At 55.4% G+C, this 18341-nt stretch carries 17 protein-coding genes; 9 read left to right on the top strand and 8 right to left on the bottom strand.

Annotated features, from left to right (window positions below; translation table 11 throughout):
• Positions 1-54 precede the first annotated feature (54 nt).
• Positions 55-1023, top strand: coding sequence for a sterol desaturase family protein (locus tag PUV47_RS05690; RefSeq protein WP_274217540.1), 969 nt, complete (start codon positions 55-57; stop codon positions 1021-1023).
• Positions 1024-1081: 58 nt separating this feature from the next.
• On the opposite strand, the gene typA is transcribed toward PUV47_RS05690, so the two are convergent.
• Positions 1082-2905, bottom strand: coding sequence for a translational GTPase TypA (gene typA / locus PUV47_RS05685; RefSeq protein ID WP_274217539.1), 1824 nt, complete (start codon positions 2903-2905; stop codon positions 1082-1084).
• Between the two features lie 207 nt (positions 2906-3112).
• Positions 3113-3493: a hypothetical protein gene (locus PUV47_RS05680; protein WP_274217538.1), complete on the bottom strand. Its 381-nt coding sequence runs from the start codon at positions 3491-3493 to the stop codon at positions 3113-3115.
• A 175-nt stretch (positions 3494-3668) separates the two neighbouring features.
• On the opposite strand from PUV47_RS05680, the gene PUV47_RS05675 reads away from it, so the two are divergent.
• From PUV47_RS05675 to PUV47_RS05650, 6 genes are all read left to right on the top strand, one after another.
• On the top strand, positions 3669-4613 hold the full coding sequence (locus PUV47_RS05675) for an AraC family transcriptional regulator (protein ID WP_274217537.1): 945 nt from the start codon (positions 3669-3671) through the stop codon (positions 4611-4613).
• Positions 4614-4702: 89 nt separating this feature from the next.
• Positions 4703-5161 carry a MarR family winged helix-turn-helix transcriptional regulator gene (locus PUV47_RS05670; RefSeq protein ID WP_274217536.1) on the top strand — a complete coding sequence of 153 codons (459 nt, stop codon included), beginning with the start codon at positions 4703-4705 and terminating at the stop codon, positions 5159-5161.
• Positions 5161-6384, top strand: a complete 1224-nt coding sequence (locus PUV47_RS05665; protein ID WP_274217535.1) for a multidrug effflux MFS transporter — start codon at positions 5161-5163, stop codon at positions 6382-6384. The genes PUV47_RS05670 and PUV47_RS05665 overlap by 1 nt, the downstream gene beginning before the upstream one ends.
• Before the next feature lie 112 nt (positions 6385-6496).
• Complete coding sequence (folP, locus tag PUV47_RS05660; RefSeq protein ID WP_274218286.1) at positions 6497-7345, top strand: dihydropteroate synthase; 849 nt, start codon at positions 6497-6499, stop codon at positions 7343-7345.
• Positions 7335-7826: a 2-amino-4-hydroxy-6-hydroxymethyldihydropteridine diphosphokinase gene (gene folK, locus PUV47_RS05655; protein ID WP_274217534.1), complete on the top strand. Its 492-nt coding sequence runs from the start codon at positions 7335-7337 to the stop codon at positions 7824-7826. Before folP ends, folK begins: the two co-directional genes overlap by 11 nt.
• Before the next feature lie 120 nt (positions 7827-7946).
• Positions 7947-10382 carry a heavy metal translocating P-type ATPase gene (locus PUV47_RS05650; RefSeq protein WP_274217533.1) on the top strand — a complete coding sequence of 812 codons (2436 nt, stop codon included), beginning with the start codon at positions 7947-7949 and terminating at the stop codon, positions 10380-10382.
• Positions 10383-10502: 120 nt separating this feature from the next.
• Here the strand turns inward: PUV47_RS05650 and PUV47_RS05645 are convergent, their stop codons facing one another.
• The 5 genes from PUV47_RS05645 to xth form a co-directional block, all read right to left on the bottom strand.
• On the bottom strand, positions 10503-10970 hold the full coding sequence (locus PUV47_RS05645; RefSeq protein ID WP_274217532.1) for a translation initiation factor 3: 468 nt from the start codon (positions 10968-10970) through the stop codon (positions 10503-10505).
• A gap of 182 nt (positions 10971-11152) precedes the next feature.
• Positions 11153-12406 carry a 23S rRNA (adenine(2503)-C(2))-methyltransferase RlmN gene (rlmN, locus tag PUV47_RS05640; protein ID WP_274217531.1) on the bottom strand — a complete coding sequence of 418 codons (1254 nt, stop codon included), beginning with the start codon at positions 12404-12406 and terminating at the stop codon, positions 11153-11155.
• Between the two features lie 266 nt (positions 12407-12672).
• A complete protein-coding gene (locus PUV47_RS05635; RefSeq protein ID WP_319622839.1) occupies positions 12673-13227 on the bottom strand; it encodes an invasion associated locus B family protein in 555 nt (184 codons plus the stop codon).
• 527 nt (positions 13228-13754) lie between these two features.
• The gene (locus tag PUV47_RS05630) at positions 13755-14303 is read right to left on the bottom strand and encodes an RNA methyltransferase (RefSeq protein ID WP_274217530.1); all 549 of its coding nucleotides are present in this window, start codon (positions 14301-14303) and stop codon (positions 13755-13757) included.
• A gap of 114 nt (positions 14304-14417) precedes the next feature.
• On the bottom strand, positions 14418-15221 hold the full coding sequence (gene xth, locus PUV47_RS05625; protein ID WP_274217529.1) for an exodeoxyribonuclease III: 804 nt from the start codon (positions 15219-15221) through the stop codon (positions 14418-14420).
• 173 nt (positions 15222-15394) lie between these two features.
• On the opposite strand from xth, the gene PUV47_RS05620 reads away from it, so the two are divergent.
• Both PUV47_RS05620 and PUV47_RS05615 read left to right on the top strand, forming a co-directional pair.
• Entirely contained in the window at positions 15395-15769 is a 375-nt protein-coding gene (locus tag PUV47_RS05620; protein ID WP_274217528.1) for a hypothetical protein, read from the top strand.
• 53 nt (positions 15770-15822) lie between these two features.
• Positions 15823-16248 (top strand): SH3 domain-containing protein, encoded by a 426-nt coding sequence (locus PUV47_RS05615; protein WP_274217527.1) that lies wholly within the window; start codon positions 15823-15825, stop codon positions 16246-16248.
• A 9-nt stretch (positions 16249-16257) separates the two neighbouring features.
• On the opposite strand, the gene PUV47_RS05610 is transcribed toward PUV47_RS05615, so the two are convergent.
• Positions 16258-18246 (bottom strand): methylmalonyl-CoA mutase family protein, encoded by a 1989-nt coding sequence (locus tag PUV47_RS05610; protein WP_274217526.1) that lies wholly within the window; start codon positions 18244-18246, stop codon positions 16258-16260.
• Positions 18247-18341 lie beyond the last annotated feature (95 nt).

Raw genomic sequence — 18341 nt, 5'->3', positions numbered from 1 at the left:
GGAGGCGACAAGGCGTAGTGGGGCAACTGAGTGTTCTTGGGAGGGAGCTGCTCAATGGGCTTTATAGATCCGATCGCGTACTCTGTACCGGCGTTCGTCATTCTGATGATTATCGAGGGTGTTGTGGCCCTGCGCGGTCAGTGGCGCGGATATACTTTCAAAGATACGGTGATCAGCCTGTCGATGGGTGTTGGAAGCCTTGTTGTGAAGGTCGCGTTTGGCGCAGCCGCCAGCTATGCGGCACTGAGCTGGGCCTATGAAAATCGACTGCTTGAGGACATTCCAGTGGCGTGGTGGAGCGTTGCCATCTGCTATCTGCTCTACGATCTGGCGTATTACTGGGAGCACCGGTTTGGCCATGAATATCGTTGGTTTTGGGCGAGCCATGTGAACCACCATTCATCCCAGCACTATAACCTCTCCACGGCGTTGCGGCAGACATGGACCGGCACCATCGCGCTAACCTTCATTTTCGGCATGCCCGTCGCCTTTCTCGGTTTCCCGCCGGAAATGGTCTACTTCGTGGCCTCACTGAACCTCGTCTACCAGTTCTGGATCCATACGGAGCTGGTGGATCGGATTGGGCCTCTGGAATATGTGCTGAACACCCCAAGCCACCACCGGGTGCATCACGCGACCAATCCTCGTTATCTGGATTCCAACTATGGCGGCACGCTGATCATCTGGGATCGCATGTTCGGCACCTTCACCGAGGAAGTAAGGGAGGAGCCGCCGCGCTATGGCATCGGTAAGGAGCTGGAAAGCAACAACATCTTTTACGTCGCTTTCCATGAATGGATGGCGATGCTGAAAGACCTCAAAGGCGTGCGGAGCTTTCGTGAGCTTGTTGGCTACACGTTTGGTCCGCCGGGCTGGTCGCCAGATGGATCTCGCATGACCACAGCCCGGGCCAAGGCAAACTGGAAGCGCCGCCAAGCCAAGAAGAAGAACGCTCAAGAAAACATCAGGGTAGACGAGGGGGCGCTCAAGAAAACGCCGGTCGCGGAGGATGCCGCTGGTTGAATGCAAAAAAGGGAAAGCACAGAGCCTTCCCTTTTTCAATTGCTATGAGGCCACGAGCTTACGCTGCGCCTTTGTTTGCTGCACGTTCGGCGCGTTTGCGCTCATGCGGGCACAACAGAGCCTTGCGAAGGCGGATTGACTCCGGGGTCACTTCCACAAGCTCATCGTCGGCGATGTAAGAGAGCGCACCTTCGAGGCTCAGCTTCATCGGCGTGGTCAGCTTTACGGCATCGTCCTTACCGGCAGAACGGATGTTCGTGAGCTGCTTGCCCTTGAGAACGTTCACCTCAAGGTCATTGCCACGGGTGTGCTCGCCGATGATCATGCCCTGATACACCTTGGTGCCCGGATCGATCATCATTGGGCCGCGGTCTTCCAGGTTGAAGAGCGCATAGGCAACTGCTTCACCCTGACCGTTGGACAGAAGAACACCGGTGTGGCGACCCTGGATCTGACCCTTGTAGGGTGCGTACTCATGGAACACGCGGTTGAAAATCGCGGAGCCACGGGTGTCAGACATCAGTTCAGCCTGATAACCGATCAGCCCGCGTGTTGGCGCATTGAACACCAGACGCGTACGACCACCACCGGATGGACGCATTTCAAGCAGCTCAGCTTTACGCTCAGTGAGCTTTTGAACCACTGCACCGTGGTACTCGTCATCAACGTCGATGATAACTTCTTCGATTGGCTCCAGGCGGTTGCCAGCTTCATCTTCCTGATAAACCACACGCGGACGGCCAACGCACAGCTCGAAGCCTTCGCGGCGCATGTTTTCAATCAGGATCGCCAGCAGAAGTTCGCCACGACCAGAAACGATGAAGGCATCGGCCTCGTCGGTCTCTTCGACGCGCAGCGCCACGTTACCTTCAGCTTCCTTCAAAAGGCGCTCACGGATAACGCGGGACTGAACCTTCGAGCCTTCGGTGCCAGCCAACGGGCCATCGTTCACACGGAACATCATGGAGAGGGTTGGCGGATCGATTGGCTGTGCCTGGATCGGCTCTGTCACCTGTGGGTCGACAATGGTGTCTGCAACGGTGGCCTTGGTCAGACCTGCGATGGAGACGATATCGCCCGCTTCGCCTTCTTCAATGGGCTGGCGTTCCAAACCACGGAAAGCGAGAACCTTGGAGATGCGGCCGGTTTCAATCAGCTTGCCATCACGTGACAGTGCTTTGACTGGCATGTTTGGCTTGGCGGTGCCGGAGGCGATACGACCGGTGAGAATGCGACCGAGGAACGGATCAGACTCAATGGTTGTTGCCAGCAGGCGGAAATCGCCTTCTTCGGATTCCGGTTCCTGAACCTTGTCGAGGATCATGTCGAAAAGCGGTGCCATGTTCTCTTGCGGGCCGGTTGGCTCAAGAGCCATCCATTCCTGCTTGGCAGAACCGTAGACGACAGGGAAGTCGAGCTGTTCTTCGTTCGCATCCAGAGATGCAAACAGGTCGAATACCTCGTCCAGCACTTCGTCGGCACGCTGTTCTGGTTTGTCGATCTTGTTGATCGCAACGATTGGCTTGAGGCCAAGCTTGAGGGCTTTGCCAAGCACAAACTTGGTCTGAGGCATGGGGCCCTCAGCCGCGTCTACCAGCAACACAACGCCGTCGACCATGTGAAGGATGCGCTCAACTTCACCGCCGAAGTCGGCGTGGCCAGGGGTGTCGACAATGTTAATTCGTGTATCGTTCCAAACGAGAGAGGTGTTCTTGGCAAGAATGGTGATGCCGCGTTCACGCTCGATATCGTTGGAATCCATCATGCGTTCTTCGGTGCGTTGGTTTTCGCGGAAGACGCCGGATTGCTTCAGCAGTACGTCGATCAGGGTTGTTTTGCCGTGGTCAACGTGGGCAATAATCGCAATATTGCGAAGTTTCATGAAGGCTCCATAAGGCCATAAGGAAGTTTCGTGCGCGCAAGCATTTTGCGGCACATGCTTCTTCCTGCGATTACTCTCTATGAAAGACGGGTTCTTCTATCCTATTTATGTGACAAAATGAACTGCTCTACAGTCTAAATTGTACCCGTCTTTGGTTGGGGCAAGAAACCTAAGGTCATCTCGCCAAAACGTCTCGGAGGCCCTCAACTAGCTGCTATGGTAGAAGGTCCAATCTTCTTCCAAGAGTAACCCGCCCTTACGCATTACGCGTAGCAGCGGCTCTGTGCCCGCTATTTCGTAGCCGTAGACCCACTGGCATTCGTGCCAAGAGGTTCCGACAATGTCAAACCGAGTACGGGGCTCCAAAGAAAATTCTTCAAAAGGTCGTACTGGCTTAAGCGCGCCTTTAATAGCCAGTGTCAGCCCCGGGGTCAACGCCACAAACACCTCTTCGCTCTCCGTGAAAAGGTTGCGCCAAATACGTCCAGGATTATCAATATGATGGTGGAACGAAAACCCGCGCTCATCGAAGCTGAGGCGCAGTTCGTCAAGCTCCAAGTCCGTTCGATTGGCTTCAGGCAGATGCACGCATGCCTCCCGGGCGTACCCCGATGAACTTAAGTATTGCCTAGTTACGTATAGATCAGGTGTGTCAGTTCTATGGTCGCGCAACAATTACGTAGGGCCGAATGCGCTTCATTAGACTGCGTAGTTTATCGCATTGCAATCCTGACTATTTGAGTCAACTAGAAGTCCTGATGGTATGTTGGATTGGCTGTGCCTCCTGAAAAAGCGGGCAGCCTCAGGCTATGGTGGAATGCTCCTGTCCTCAATGGATTGGCTCAATGACGGATTGAAAAAGCTGGCTTCGAAGGTGGGGCCAAATCAGACGTTGCACGAAAATATCGCCGTCTACCGGTTCGACAACCCCACCGTGGTGTCCCTCGCCGAACATCAACCAGCCTTGCTTGTCTTCGCGACCGATTCCATTGTTGGTCATGTCGCTGGCCAGCAAAACAACTATGCTGCGCTCACTTGCCTGCTATTGAGCCCCGCTGAGGCAATCGATCTGGAAGTATCTGCGGCGTCGCGAGAAAAGCCTGCTTGTTTCCTGAAAGCCGAGATTGATCGCGGTGCGGCGTCAGATTTGTTTCTGGAACTCACCGATGAGTTCAGCCCTATGCCATCGGAACAGTCTTTTGGGCCCTCATTCGAGCTGGAGAGTGCGGCGCGCCATTGTGTCTGGCGTTTGGTTCAATGCTTGTCCAACGAGAGGGATGCGAGCTTTCTGACCAAAGGCTATTACCGCGAGCTCTTGTACCATTTGGCTTTGTCGCAGCAAGGGGCGGCGTTTCGGCGTCTGTTCCATGTTTCTGAAAAGCGGCAGGGTATCAACCGCGTGCTTCAACTGCTCAAAAGCGAGTATTCCAACTCTGCGTTAACGGTGGAGGAGATGGCCCGCATTGCATGCATGAGCACGTCTTCTTTTCATGAGGGGTTCAAGGCTGCCACCTCAAAGTCCCCTCTGCAGTACATCAAAAACATTCGCCTTCAAAGAGCACGATCAATGATGTTGTCGGAGGGGTTGAGTGCCAGTCAGGCTGCCTTTCGTGTTGGATATGCCAGCGCATCGCAGTTCAGCCGCGAGTATAAAAGGTTATTCGGCTACTCACCTTCGCAAGACCTTTCGAGGTTTCGCAACCTGTGATCCATGGTATGTTCACTTTACGTAATGACAATTTGCAGATATAAATTTGCGTTATTTATAAGCTTACCTTACAAAATTTCAGAGGGCGTATGTCGAAGACAGAGCGAGAAAGTTTCGGATTTGTACTTCTAGATACGGCGCGGGCCTATCGCCGCGCATTTGAAGCAGAAATCACAAAAAAGGGTATGGGGATTACGCCCGGCATGGCTCGGGTTCTTGCCTATATCTACCACTATCCAGGACTGCGTCAGAACCAGGTCGCAGAGGGCATGATGGTGGAACCCATGACGGTCGTCGGTCATCTGGATGCGCTGGAACGTGCTGGCTTTGTGGAGCGAAAGCGGCATCCTGAGGATCGGCGGAGCAAAATGACGGAGATCACTGGCAAGGGTTTGGAGCTGGTAGAGCAGCTTAAGCGTATTGGAGAGCAAGTGCGTGGGATGTCAGGGCCGCATATGTCAGCTGAGGAGTTTGATGCACTTCAGGATCGGCTGCGGGAAATGCGTGATCAGTTAAGTGTCGGGGCCAAGTCGGAGCTCAGATCGTAATGCACTCTCCGCTCGTGAGCGAACGACGCGCATCAATTATTGGGGCCGTGCTTGTTGCACTTGGCCCCATTTCTCTTGCGCTCTACACACCGGCCATGCCGGAGCTTGTTGATGTGTTTGGCACCCAGATGTCGACCATCAAGCTCACAATGACGTGCTATTTTGTTGGCTTCACAGTCGCGCAATTGGTATGTGGGCCGCTGTCTGATGCCTATGGACGCCGACCCATCCTGCTATGGTTTTTAGGAACGTACCTTGTCGGCAGCCTAATGGCTTTTGCGGCCAGCACCATCGACTGGCTGCTTATCGGCCGATTTATTCAGGGCCTTGGTGCCTCCTGCGGAATTGCTGTCTCTCGCGCCATCATTCGAGATCAATTCACCGGTGACAAGGGCGCGGCGATCATGAACCTGATCGGCATGATGCTGGCCGCCGGGCCGGCTTTTGCGCCGCTTATTGGTGGGGTCACTCTTGAGCTCCTAGGTTGGGAGGCGATTTTCGCGTTCATGGTGCTCTACGGGCTCGTGGTGCTGGGTATTGTTTTGGTGTGGTTGCCGGAGACCAACCGATACAAAGACCCGGCGCTGATAAACCCGAAGCGGCTCGCAGCCTCATATGGCTTGCTTCTCTGCCACCCGGTGTTTCTGATACCTGCATTAATCCTAGGTTTAACCATCGGTGGATTTTACATGCTCGCCACGGTATTGCCGTTTGTTCTGATTGAAGTTGTGGGTCTGACCCCTACAGAGTTCGGCTTGGGCATGCTGATGCAAACCGGGTGCTTCTTTCTTGGCGGTGTGTTGACTCGCCAGCTTATGAAGCGTCTGCAATCCGACACTGTGGCGGCTTTGGGGTCTATGTTCGGGGTCGCAAGTGGGCTAGGGCTGATCTATGGCTATTTCTATCTGGAGCCCGGTTACTTCAGCATCATGCTTCCTGTGGGCGCGTTTGCCTTTGCAAATGCCTTGATCTTGCCGTCCATGACTGTACGCGGCTTGCATCCGTTTCCCCGTATCGCAGGTGCCGCTTCGGCCATGATGGGTTTTGTTCAGATCGGCGTTGGCTTGCTGGGCAGCGCCATTGTGGCGGTTTTCATTCCGGACCCGCTGCTGGCACTTGCGGTTGTATTGCCCGGCATGACGTTCCTAACCGCGATTTTGTATTGGGGAGGCCATGCTATCCTTCCAAAAGAAGTCCCCGTGATGGACCAGGTGGCGCCTTAGAATGCATGAGGTGAAACAACTCTTGTGCGGTTTGCCGGCACCACACCCTGCCTTGGCTTGATTTCTTGCCGAAAAAAGAGCATGTCCCGTGATCAATGTTGCTGCTGATGCCATGATCACGGGGGTGCCCTTGACCGCAGTTTTCTCAAGTTCTTTACTCGAGGCCTCCAAGCGCCCGCTGGTGATGGGCATTTTGAATGTCACTCCGGATAGTTTCTCGGATGGCGGGTGTCACGACGGCCCGGCAGAGGCTTTGGCTCACGCTCAGCAAATGATTGCAGAAGGTGCCGACATTCTAGATGTTGGGGGCGAGAGCACGCGGCCTGGAGCGACGCCAGTGGCAGCTGATGAGGAGTTGTCGCGCGTACTGCCTGTACTGGAGCGCATCAAGGGTCTGGGCGTTCTCATTTCAATTGATACGTACAAGGCGAGCGTGGCACGGGCGGCGGTTGCCGCAGGGGCTCATATCATCAACGATGTATGGGGGCTGCAAAAAGACCCGGATATGGCGGCCGTGGTGGCTGAGGCGAATGTGCCGGTGATCATGATGCATAACCGGACCGAGGCGGATCCTGCCCTTGATATCCTCTCGGAACTTGATCGGTTCTTTGAGCGCTCGTTGAAGTTGGCGGATGATGCGGGCATTCCCAGTCACCACCAAATACTCGATCCGGGGTTCGGGTTCGGCAAGACCCTTGAACAAAACTATCAAGTGCTTCAGAACTTTTCCGCGTTGAAGAAGTGGGGACGTCCGGTCCTGGCTGGTGCCTCGCGCAAGCGCATGGTGGGGCATGTGTTAAATGTGGAGACGGAGGAGCGCTTGTTTGGGTCGCTCAGTGTACATGTGCTGGCGTTGCAGGCTGGAGCACAAATTGTGCGGGCTCACGATGTGAAACCGCACGCGGATGCCGTGCGAATTGTGCAAGCCATGAATGAAATGGGCGGGCGATATGCAGAGTAATGTGGTGATGGCCGCCTTGGGCCTTGGCTCCAACATGGGCGATACCAAGTCCTACATTGAGGCGGCGATTTCAGCTCTGTCTGCGTTTGAGGGCATTGAGGTGGTGGGAAGGTCCTCAGACTACCGCACCCCTCCGTGGGGGCCCGTGCCGCAGGACGACTACCGCAACTGCTGCGTTACCGTCAAAACCCATTTGTCACCAAAGCGCCTGCTTGAGGCGTGCCTTGGTATCGAGAAACAGCTTGGGCGTGTGCGTGATGAACGCTGGGGCCCACGGACCATTGACATTGACGTTCTGCTTTATGGGGAAACCCGAGTGGAAGATGACGTTCTCAGCGTGCCCCATCCGCGCATGATGGAGCGGGCTTTTGTGCTGGTGCCGCTGGCGGAAATCTGGCCGAATGCGCTGATTGGCGGCGGTCTCACCGTGGCTGGTGCGTTGGAAAAATGCCCGGATAAAAACGGCATCAGCAAGCTTTAAAAATCGTCTGCTCCTATCCGGCTCATTGCTTATCTGCGAGTTTTTCGCAAATAGGGGTTGAAGCTACAGCGACTAGAGGTCCTATCTCTAAGTGCGAAGTGATTTGCATGGAGAAAAAGGATGTCTGACAAGATGGCTCACGCTTCCTGTTGTGGTAGCTCTAAAGCACATGTTGGTGCGCATCATCACGTCGCGCATGTCGGTTCTGACTGCGGCTGCAGCGCACATGTTCACGCCGCCGAACAGGGGGCTAGTGGCAGCGAAGCGAAAGAAGGCGGGGCGAAAGCCGACACCTGCTGCAGTTCGGAAGCTGAACCCGAACCACGACCCATAAAAGCCTCGGAGAGTTGTGGCTGCTGTAGTGGTGAAAAAGCCCTTCCGGACGTGAAAGACTGGAACGGGGCGCGTTCTTTCCGAGTAGAGGGTCTGTGCTGCGCGGAGGAAATCGGCATTTTGCGCCGAGCTGTCGGGCCTGTTGTTGGATCCGCCGACAATCTTGGCTTCGATATCCTCAACACCAAGATGATAGTCTCACCAACAGCCAGCAATGTTAGCGATCAAACCATCATCAAAGCCGTGAACGCTACAGGCATGAAGGCTACGCCATTCGTCGACAGCGAAGCCGATGAAGCACGAGAGCGGATGCACAAGCGCCTTGGTTCATTCACGCTGGCCTCAGGCATCCTGTGGGGGATCGCTCTTGTTCTGCAGGCTGTTCAGTACCTTGGATCGGGTTCACAGCCTGACCTCCTTCAGGTTCTTTCAGGCACGCCGTCACTGGGCGTTGAGATCGTTTATCTTGCTGCGATTTTTGCAGGTGCTCGGTTGGTTGCTCCCAAAGCCTGGTACGCGCTGAAAACGCTGCGCCCGGACATGAACCTTCTCATGATGGTGGCCGTGGCTGGTGCCATCGGGATTGGCGAGTGGTTTGAAGGGGCAACAGTCGCCTTCCTGTTCTCTCTATCGCTGTATCTGGAGAGCTGGAGTGTCGGGCGGGCCCGCAAGGCTGTTGCCGCCTTGATGGATATTGCGCCAAGCACTGTACGCATTAAGCACTCTGATGGTCGGGAAGACGTAGTGGACGTCAAGTCCGTTGTGCCAGGGACGGTTTTTGTGGTGCGCGGCGGAGACCGCATTCCTCTGGATGGCGTCGTTCGGTCAGGCATCGGCAGCGTGGATCAGGCTCCGATCACAGGTGAAAGCGTGCCCGTGATGAAGGAAGTCGGTGCGGACGTTTATGCTGGCACGATCAATGGTGAAGGCACCTTTGAGGTTGAAGCTACCAAGGGCGCAGACGATACCATGCTGGCGCGCATCATTCGCATGGTGAGCGATGCTCAAGGGCGACGTGCGGCAGCTGAGCAATGGGTAGACAAATTTGCTCGAGTTTATACCCCGGCTGTCATGGTGCTTGCGCTTTTGATGGCGGTTGCGCCGCCAGTGCTGTTTGGCACCTCGTGGGAGGAGTGGTTTTACCGCGCGCTTGTTCTGCTCGTGATTGCCTGCCCCTGTGCATTGGTTATTTCAACACCTGTTTCAATCGTGGCAGGGCTCACCTCTGCTGCCCGCAATGGCGTGCTCATCAAGGGTGGTGTTTACCTGGAACTGCCCGCGCACCTTACAGCGCTTGCCTTTGACAAGACCGGAACGATTACTGAGGGACGACCAACGGTCACTGATATCGTGCCGCTGAACGGCCATGGCGTGCATGAATTGCTGCGAAGAGCAGCGTCACTGGAGGCGCGCAGTTCCCATCCCCTTGCGCAGGCCATAGCGGAATGCGCAAATGAGGAGGGCGTCGAGTACGAGCCCGCCGAAAACGTGGAACTGTTGCCGGGGCGTGGTTTGTTGGGTCAGCGGGATGGCAAGACCTACTGGCTCGGATCGCGCCGCTTCCTGCAGGAAAAGCGTTTCGACATTGGAGAAGCCAATACGCTCGCTGCCGAACTTGAAGCTGATGGCAAGACCGTGGTTCTGGTTGGAACGGATCACCATGTTTGTGGGGTAATTGCTCTTTCGGACAAGATCCGCGAGACTGCGGCTGCCTTGGTCAAGGACCTCCATGACGCTGGCGTTCAGAAGCTCGTCATGTTGACTGGCGACAACAAGGCGACAGCCGAGAAAGTGGCGAAGGCCGTCGGCATTGATGAAGTGCGCGCCGAACTCCTGCCGGAAGACAAGGTGGCGGCAGTCGAAGAGTTGGAACGCACGCATTCAATTGTCGCGATGATTGGCGATGGCGTCAACGATGCTCCGGCCATGGCTCGGGCGAACTTTGGGGTCGCCATGGGCGCTATCGGCTCTGACGCCGCCATTGAAACCGCGGATATCGCCTTGATGAAGGATGACTTGTCGCGCTTGCCATGGCTGATAGGTCATTCAAAGCGAACGCTTGCAATCATCCGTCAGAACATAGCGTTTGCTTTCGTGGTGAAAGGCTCGCTGGTCGTGTTGACAGCGCTGGGTCTTTCCAGCCTATGGGCGGCCATTCTGGGAGATGTGGGCGCCACGCTGGTCGTGGTTGCAAACGCTCTTCGGCTGCTAAAGGACCGCTAAAATTTGATGAACTTGAGAATTGGCCGCTCTGGGCGAATAGATCGGCCAATTCCTGTCACGCGGGTATCGTGTTGCAGAGGTCAGTTTCTGGTCTTCCGCCCAGTTCATGAACAGCGGATGCTAGCGCGGGTGGCGGTTTTGATCGTTTTGCTGACCAATCCACCAGCATCCGGACTTGCGTCCGGCGACCAGCCAGTAAGCAAAGCCTGCGATGAAGCCTGCAGATGTGACAATGGATGAGCCCGGGCGAAGGGCAAGCGATGTTCCATCAGAGGGCAGTTGATCGCCTATGGACCAGATGGCCAAGGCGATAAGGCCAGCTGCGCCCACATGATAGACAACACCTTTCCAGCGCATTGTCTCAGCAAAGCCGACGGCAAATACGGCCGGAATCAGGGCGAGGGAGCCGATCATACTGGCAGAGACGACGGTTGAGCCCATCATGGCGATAAAACCAATTGGGTCTGTGTCCGGACCGCTGGCGCGGAAATAGCCCCATGAGAAAAACAGGCCAGCAGCGATCACTGCGGCGATGAACCCGCAGATTATCCTCATTAGCTGGAAAAAAAGTTTGCTGCTATCGACCATCTCATGCCCCAAATTTTGTTGGTCTGAGCAGGCGCTCCGCGCAACTTTCAAGAGTGCCGAACCCCTGCTGCAAAACAGATCGCAAGTTCATGCCTGAATGTCCAGCGGGGAGAGCGGAGAAAAGGGGGAGATCTCGGGCGAGCGTTTTGCACGCCCGAGAGAAAGCATTGTCTAAGAAAAGCTTAGGCTTCGCCAGCCGCTTGAGCTTTTTCGAGTGCTTCGCGCTCAGTCTTGCGAAGACGTTCGGACGCGGACTTCAGCTGGCCACAAGCCGCGAAGATGTCCCGGCCGCGCGGGGTGCGGATTGGGGACGCATAGCCTGCACGATTAACAACATCAGCAAACGCTTCAATCTGTTCCCACTCTGAGCACTCATAGGGCGAGCCCGGCCATGGGTTGAATGGCAAAAGGTTGATTTTCGCCGGAATGCCTTGGAGCAGCTTCACCAGTTTCTTGGCATCGTCGAGACTGTCATTAACGCCCTTCAGCATCACGTATTCAAAGGTGATACGCTTGGCGTTGGACAGGCCCGGATAGTTGCGGCAGGCGTCAAGCAGCTGTTCCAGCTTGTACTTGCGGTTGATTGGTACAATCTCGTCGCGCAGCTCATCATTGACGGCGTGGAGAGAGATCGCCAGCATGCAACCGATTTCGTCACCGGTTCGCTCGATCATTGGAACAACGCCGGAAGTTGAAAGAGTGATGCGGCGCTTTGAAAGCGACAGGCCGTCGCCGTCAGACGCAATCAACAGTGCCTTCTTGACACTCTCGAAGTTGTAGAGCGGCTCACCCATGCCCATCATTACAATATTGGTGATGCGGCGGCGGTTGGAGTTGTTCTCCAGCGCACCTTCCGGGGCATCCGCGTCAGGAAAGTCGTTGAGGCGGTCTTTGGCAATGAGGAGCTGGGAGAGAATTTCCTCAGCAGTCAGATTGCGTACCAGCTTCTGTGTGCCGGTATGACAGAAAGTGCAAGTGAGGGTGCAGCCGACCTGAGAGGAAATGCAGAGCGTGCCGCGGTCTTCCTCCGGGATGTAAACTGTCTCTACTTCCACGGGCTTACCAGCGCCGCGGGAGGGGAAACGGAATAGCCATTTGCGGGTGCCGTCTACAGAAACCTGTTCACTGACGATTTCAGGGCGGGCAATGGTGTAAGCGAACTTCAGGCGATTACGCAGCTCTTTTGAGACGTTCGTCATCTTGTCGAAGTCGGAAATGCCGCGAACATAGAGCCAATGCCAAAGCTGGTTGACACGCATGCGCACCTGCTTCGGGGCTACGCCGACCGCTTCCAGCGCCTTGCCGAGGTCCGTCCTGTCCAAGCCGATCAGGGTTGGTTTCTCATCGGCAGATTTGGCCACAGCTTCGTCGTCTACCGCAGCAATCTTGATGAGTGGGTCGCTATGCTTGTGCGCGATGTCCAGCGAAATCGCCATGGGGTCTACTCTTTAAGCTCGTTTATTGTCGTTTGCAGCGCAGCTGCTCGCAATGTGCGGCGCGCTCTGCGTTCCTTGCAAATATAATGGGCGGCAGCGTTTTCGCCACCGCCCGTTAGGCGTCGTTATACCTGAATTTGCGGAGGTTGAAAGGGCTTTTGATGGTTTAAAGCCCAAATCGTGCGCCGAGTTTTGCTAAGTTTCTGTTTGAGAATATAAATCAGAAAATCGCGTCTGCCCGTTTTGCCTCTGCCAATACCTAGTGTTTAACGGCAAGCCGCATTCGCATCATTGATGGAAGCTGTAATGCCGCTCAAAGAGAACTTGTATGTGGTCTGAGTGCCGCGTCCGGATACACCGGAAATGGTCATTTCTCGACCGGCTTTCATAGCGTTTATCAGACGCTGCTCTTCTGCAGCGTTCTGCACCCAAGCGCCGTCGCCCTTGGTAAACATTGTGAATGTGGTGCCGTCCACGTTTGCTGTCACAGTGGAGCCTTCACGGAAATTGTAACCTACAATGACGCTTGGTTCGTTGTTGACCTGCTCGTTAGGGCGGGTCGAGACGAAGAAAAATACGTCGCCGTGGTTACGGTCCGTGGGCAACAGCTGCGTTGGCTTTGATACCGCGTAGCAGATTTTGCCGTTCTGACCGCTAAACGTGTAAGCACCCCAGTCCCGGTTCTGTTTAACCAGATTGGCTGACTGCGCATGGGCCGCTGCGCCAGAGATACCTAGAGCCATAATGGCAGTGATCAGGATACGTGCTTGCATCTTCTCCAAACCGCTTCGTTTGCGCTGCTCAACATTTGGTGCGCGCATGAAACACACCATAAACTTAGTTTTAAGGTTACCTTAAAGATGGTTACTAAAGGGTTGAAGACCCTTAGCCTGTCGTGGAAACTTAAAACACTGTGATTTCTAGCGTTACGCTGGCAGCATAAACTTGGCGACAGTGTGGCGTGGTTGCATTGTCCTCCAGACAATCCGCAGAGGCCCGGGCAAGACTTCGTGTAACTCCTTATCCGTCAAAAAAAATGGGTCCGTTTTTGACGGCGACGAGCCGGCGCCACGTCCTGCTTCAGAGCGCAAAACTGCGCTGATACCGATGTATCTGGCGCGTTTTCAGGAAGGCTTTGGAGCTGGGCCGATACCCTGTTCATGCTACGGAAAACCGTAAGCCAGCACAGAAAGCCTCTACAATTCAGGCGGGTATTGCCGTTTAAGTCAAAAGAGGTGCCGTTTGGGAATGCGCGTGTACGGCAGGCTGTTTTTCCGGCATGCGAGCGCCTGTGAATTTGGTTGATGTGCGTGGAAAGCTGCATTTCCACGCTCGAATCACGCTTAATTCAGCTGGTTCCCGGCACTTTTCGCCCGGTGCGAAACAAGGGAGCGCCGTGAACATGCTCAAGCATGGGGTCCTTGGGGGCACCTGCGGTAAGCGAGCGCTCCGCATACTTGCCATGAACCTTGAAGCGGTCATAGAGCACGATGCCGGCCGCGATGCCGATGTTTACGCAAAACTTGGTTGGGATTTTCACCATGAAGTCGCAGCGTTCTTGCATCTGCGGCGACAGAGAACCACGCTCAGGCCCCAAAATGTAAGCCGCCTGCAAAGGGTGACCGAAGCTTGGCAGCTCCACTGCGTCGTCAGTCAGCTCCACGCCAATCAGTTTGCAGCCACGCGGAAATATCATTTCTTCCGGTGATGACCATGCAAAGTAGGGCAGGTGGTCCGGGCTTTTGGAGGTGTCGGCTTTCATGGCCTTACCAAGTCGCGGATCCGCATCAACGGAGAAAAAGTAACTGGCGCCGAATGCATGAGCGGTGCGCATCAAGGTGCCGAGGTTCATGGTTTTAGACAGGCCTTCAGAGCCCACTGCAAAGTAGCCGCGCATGCGTCTCGTTCTTTTTGGTTGTTCCTTGGGCATCCTTTACCCCCAAGCGCCTATGGGGATCAAGAGTGGCAGGCAAATGAAAGGCCCGGAGGTTTGCCGGGCCTTCAATAAAACTCAAGCTTCGAGAACGGCAACCACCGGTGCGTGATCCGATGGTTTTTCCCAGCCGCGCGCGTCACGCATAACGGTGACATCCTTGGTGTGGTTCGCGGTGCCTGCGGTCATCCATACATGGTCCAGACGGCGACCCTTGTCGGCCTTGGACCAATCCTTGGCGCGGTAGCTCCACCACGTGTAGACCTTTTCTTCCATCGGTATGTGCTTGCGCATGGTGTCTACATATTTGCCAGCGTTGCGAACCGCTTCGAGCCGTTCACACTCCAGTGGGGTGTGGGACACCACTTTCAGCAGTTGCTTGTGAGACCAGACGTCTGTCTCATAGGGCGCGATGTTGAGATCTCCAACTACAATGGATTCACCTTCAAAGGTGGAGAACCAGCCTTCCATTTCATCCAGGAACTTGAGCTTGTGCGCAAACTTGTCGTTCAGTTCGGGATCTGGAATGTCGCCGCCCGCTGGTACATAAAAATTGTGCAGGCGGAATGAGCTGCCGTTGAACGCGATGTCAGCCGCAATGTGGCGGGTATCGCCCATGCCACAGAACTCTCGACGCTCCACGTTTTCGAGAGGAACGCGGGAAATCAAGGCTACGCCGTGGTAGCCCTTTTGGCCATGAAACTCGATGTGACGGTAGCCCAGTTTCTCCAGTGCGGCAGACGGGAAGCTGCCATCTGGACATTTGGTTTCCTGAAGGCACAACACATCCGGTGCGTGGTCCAGCAGCATTTTCTCAACGATTGGCAGGCGCAGGCGCACCGAGTTGATGTTCCAGGTGACGATTTTCAGTCTGTTGCTCATGGCGGGCTTGGCGTTCCGGTGGTTCTGAAGGGACGGACGTTTGAGCCCCGCATATGGATATGCCGTCGCGCGGGCTCAATGGGCTGTTAACCCAATGCACAAGTGTTTTACTAGCGAAAAAATGGGGTCTTCGATACACTTGGTCTAAACAATAAGATCCCTAGGAGGGGACGATGCCCAAACCATTGGGAGTTTCAAGAGTTTTAAGCATCTCGTTTGCTCTGAGCGTGCTGGCCTCAGCCAGTTGGGCACAGATGCCAAGCTCACCGGTTGGGCCCGCAGGCGGCGGGTTCACGCCCAGTTACGGTTCTGGTGGGTCCTCGAGCTTTAATGCGCCGTTGGGCGCCTATCCCGAGGCGCTGGGACCGGCCAGCGACCGACCTGTTGGTGCCTATCCTGATGCGACTGTTCCCAACCGAAAGCCGCCTGAGGTGGTGGGCATTCCCAAGCCAAAGAATGATGGAACTCCGCTTGTCATTCCGTTTGGCAATCGCGCTGACCCAAACTCTCCTAATGCCGATCGGGAGGGGGCGGGCAACATCAAGTAGCTTTGAACCGGGGTGCAGTTCAACCGTTCGGGCATGAGACATGGAGATGGCTCATGAAACGCATTCTGTTGCTCGCCTCTGGCTTGATTGTCGGGATGATTATGTTTGCGCAGGTGTCGGCCTATGCTTCCTGGACCGCCTATGCCACCACGCGCGTCAACATGCGTACTGGACCCGGCACGCAGTTTCCAATCCTGTTGCAAGTACCTCAGACCGGTGTGGCTGTCGTGCACCGCTGTTTGCGCAGTAGGTGGTGTGATGTGTCTTTTCGGGGAGTCCGCGGTTGGGTGTATGGTCGCTATCTGAAATCCGGACCCTTGCCGCGCACTTTTGTACAGCCTCGCATCTATGTGCAGCCCGTGCCTGTGACGCCCTATTACAGTTATCAGTTTGGGTTCGGAACGCCGCTTTATTACCGGCGCCACAATCCATGGCGTAAAAGGTATTACAAGCGGCGCTATTACTACCGGCATTGGTAGGTGTGACGCTCAGCCTTGTTTGCGTTCTATGAGAGCGACAATGTCGGATATGATTTCCGTAATGTGAAAGTCCTTTGGCGTGTAGACCGCCTCAACACCCTTCTTTTTGAGGACTGCTGCGTCTTCTGGCGGGATGATGCCGCCTAGAATGATAGGTACATCCTTAAGGTTCCGGTCTAGCAGCGCTGCAAGTATTCCGTCCATGAGCGCTCCGTGAGAGCCGGAGAGCACAGACAGTCCGATGACATCCACCCGTTCTTTTTCTGCGGCTTCGGCAATCTGTGCAGGTGTCAGGCGAATGCCTTCGTAGACGACCGACATGCCGCAGTCGCGCGCCCGCGCGGCGATCTGCTCCGCGCCGTTAGAATGGCCATCGAGCCCCGGCTTCCCAACAAGTATCTTAACTCTGCGTCCCAATTTCATGGATAGCGCATCGACCCGCGCCTTGATCCCCTCAAGCCCGCTGGTGTCGTTGCGCATTGCAGTGCTAACCCCGGTGGGAGCACGATACTCTCCGAAGACACTGCGCAGAGCAAAGCCCCATTCCCCTGTTGTGACGCCAGCCTTGGCGCAGTCAATGGACGGGGGCATGATGTTTTGACCGCGTGAAGCTGCTGTTTTTAGCGCGGCGAGTGTTTCTTGCACCCTTCGCTCGTCGCGTGTGGCACGCCATGCTTGAAGGTTTGCGATGGCTTCTGCTTCAACCTCCCGAGAGACGCTGAGGATGTTTTCGCTGTTGTTGACAGTAAGCGGAGAGGGCTCGGTTTCGGTCCAGCGGTTTACGCCAACAACGACCTGATCGCCGCTCTCGATCTGTTCTACTCTGGCGCCATTTGCCTCCACCAGCTGTCGCTTCATGTAGGCTGTCTCAATTGCCTTTACCGCGCCGCCCATCTCTTCAATGCGTTGAAGTTCTTCGCGCGCCTCTGACTTGAGTGCCTCAACTTTTCTCGTAATCTCGGTGGAGCCATCAAAAATGTCGGCGTATTCCAGAAGGTCGGTTTCATAGGCCATGATTTGCTGCATCCGAAGCGACCATTGCTGATCGAAAGCGCGTGGCAAGCCAAGAGCTTCATTCCATGCGGGCAGCTGCACTGCACGTGCGCGCGCATTTTTCGAGAGTACAACAGCCATCATCTCGATAAGGATGCGGTAGACGTTGTTTTCCGGTTGCTGCTCAGTCAGGCCCAGCGAGTTGACCTGAACGCCATAGCGGAAACGGCGGTACTTTTCCTCGTTCACGCCATAGCGCGTCAGGCAAATTTCATCCCAAAGTTCGGTAAAGGCGCGCATCTTGCACATCTCAGTGATGAAGCGCATGCCAGCGTTTACAAAAAACGACATGCGGCCCACCACCATCGGAAATTCTGCTTCAGGGACAGTCCCGGACGCCTTGAGGTGATCGAGCACCGCTATTGCAGTTGCCAGTGCGAAGGAAAGCTCCTGAACGGGTGTCGCGCCTGCTTCCTGCAGATGATAGGAACACACATTCATGGGGTTCCATTTTGGCATGTTTGCGTAGGTCCACGAGATCACATCGGTGGTGAGCCGCAGTGACGGCGCAGGCGGGTACACATAAGTTCCTCTGGAGAGGTACTCCTTGATGATGTCGTTTTGCGTCGTGCCACTCAGGGCATCTCGGGCAACGCCCTGCTCATCTGCCAAGGCCACGTAAAGCGCCAGCAGCCAAGGCGCGGTGGCGTTGATGGTCATGGAGGTGTTCATCTGGTCAAGGGGAATGGCGTCGAACAGGGCCCGCATGTCTCCCAAGTGGGCTACGGGCACACCTACCTTGCCAACTTCACCAGCGGCGCGTGGATCATCAGGGTCATAACCGAGTTGGGTGGGCAGGTCGAAGGCGATGGAAAGACCTGTTTGTCCCTTTGCCAGATTGCGCCGGTAAAGGGCGTTGCTCTCTTTTGCAGTGGAGTGACCGGCGTAGGTGCGAAACATCCAGGGCCTATCTTTCGACCGAGTGGTTTCGCTATCTGGCGTCATTGATCTCTCCTCCGTTCACTTGCACCAGTGTAGCGTCATTTTTCGGCAGATTGGATCTGCCCAAAAGGCGCAAGTTTCTGCGGTCCACTTTTTAG

Origin of the sequence: Pseudovibrio exalbescens (assembly GCF_028737195.1) — a bacterium.
GTDB lineage: Bacteria > Pseudomonadota > Alphaproteobacteria > Rhizobiales > Stappiaceae > Pseudovibrio > Pseudovibrio zosterae.
This window is presented reverse-complemented; position numbering and strand designations above follow the sequence as displayed.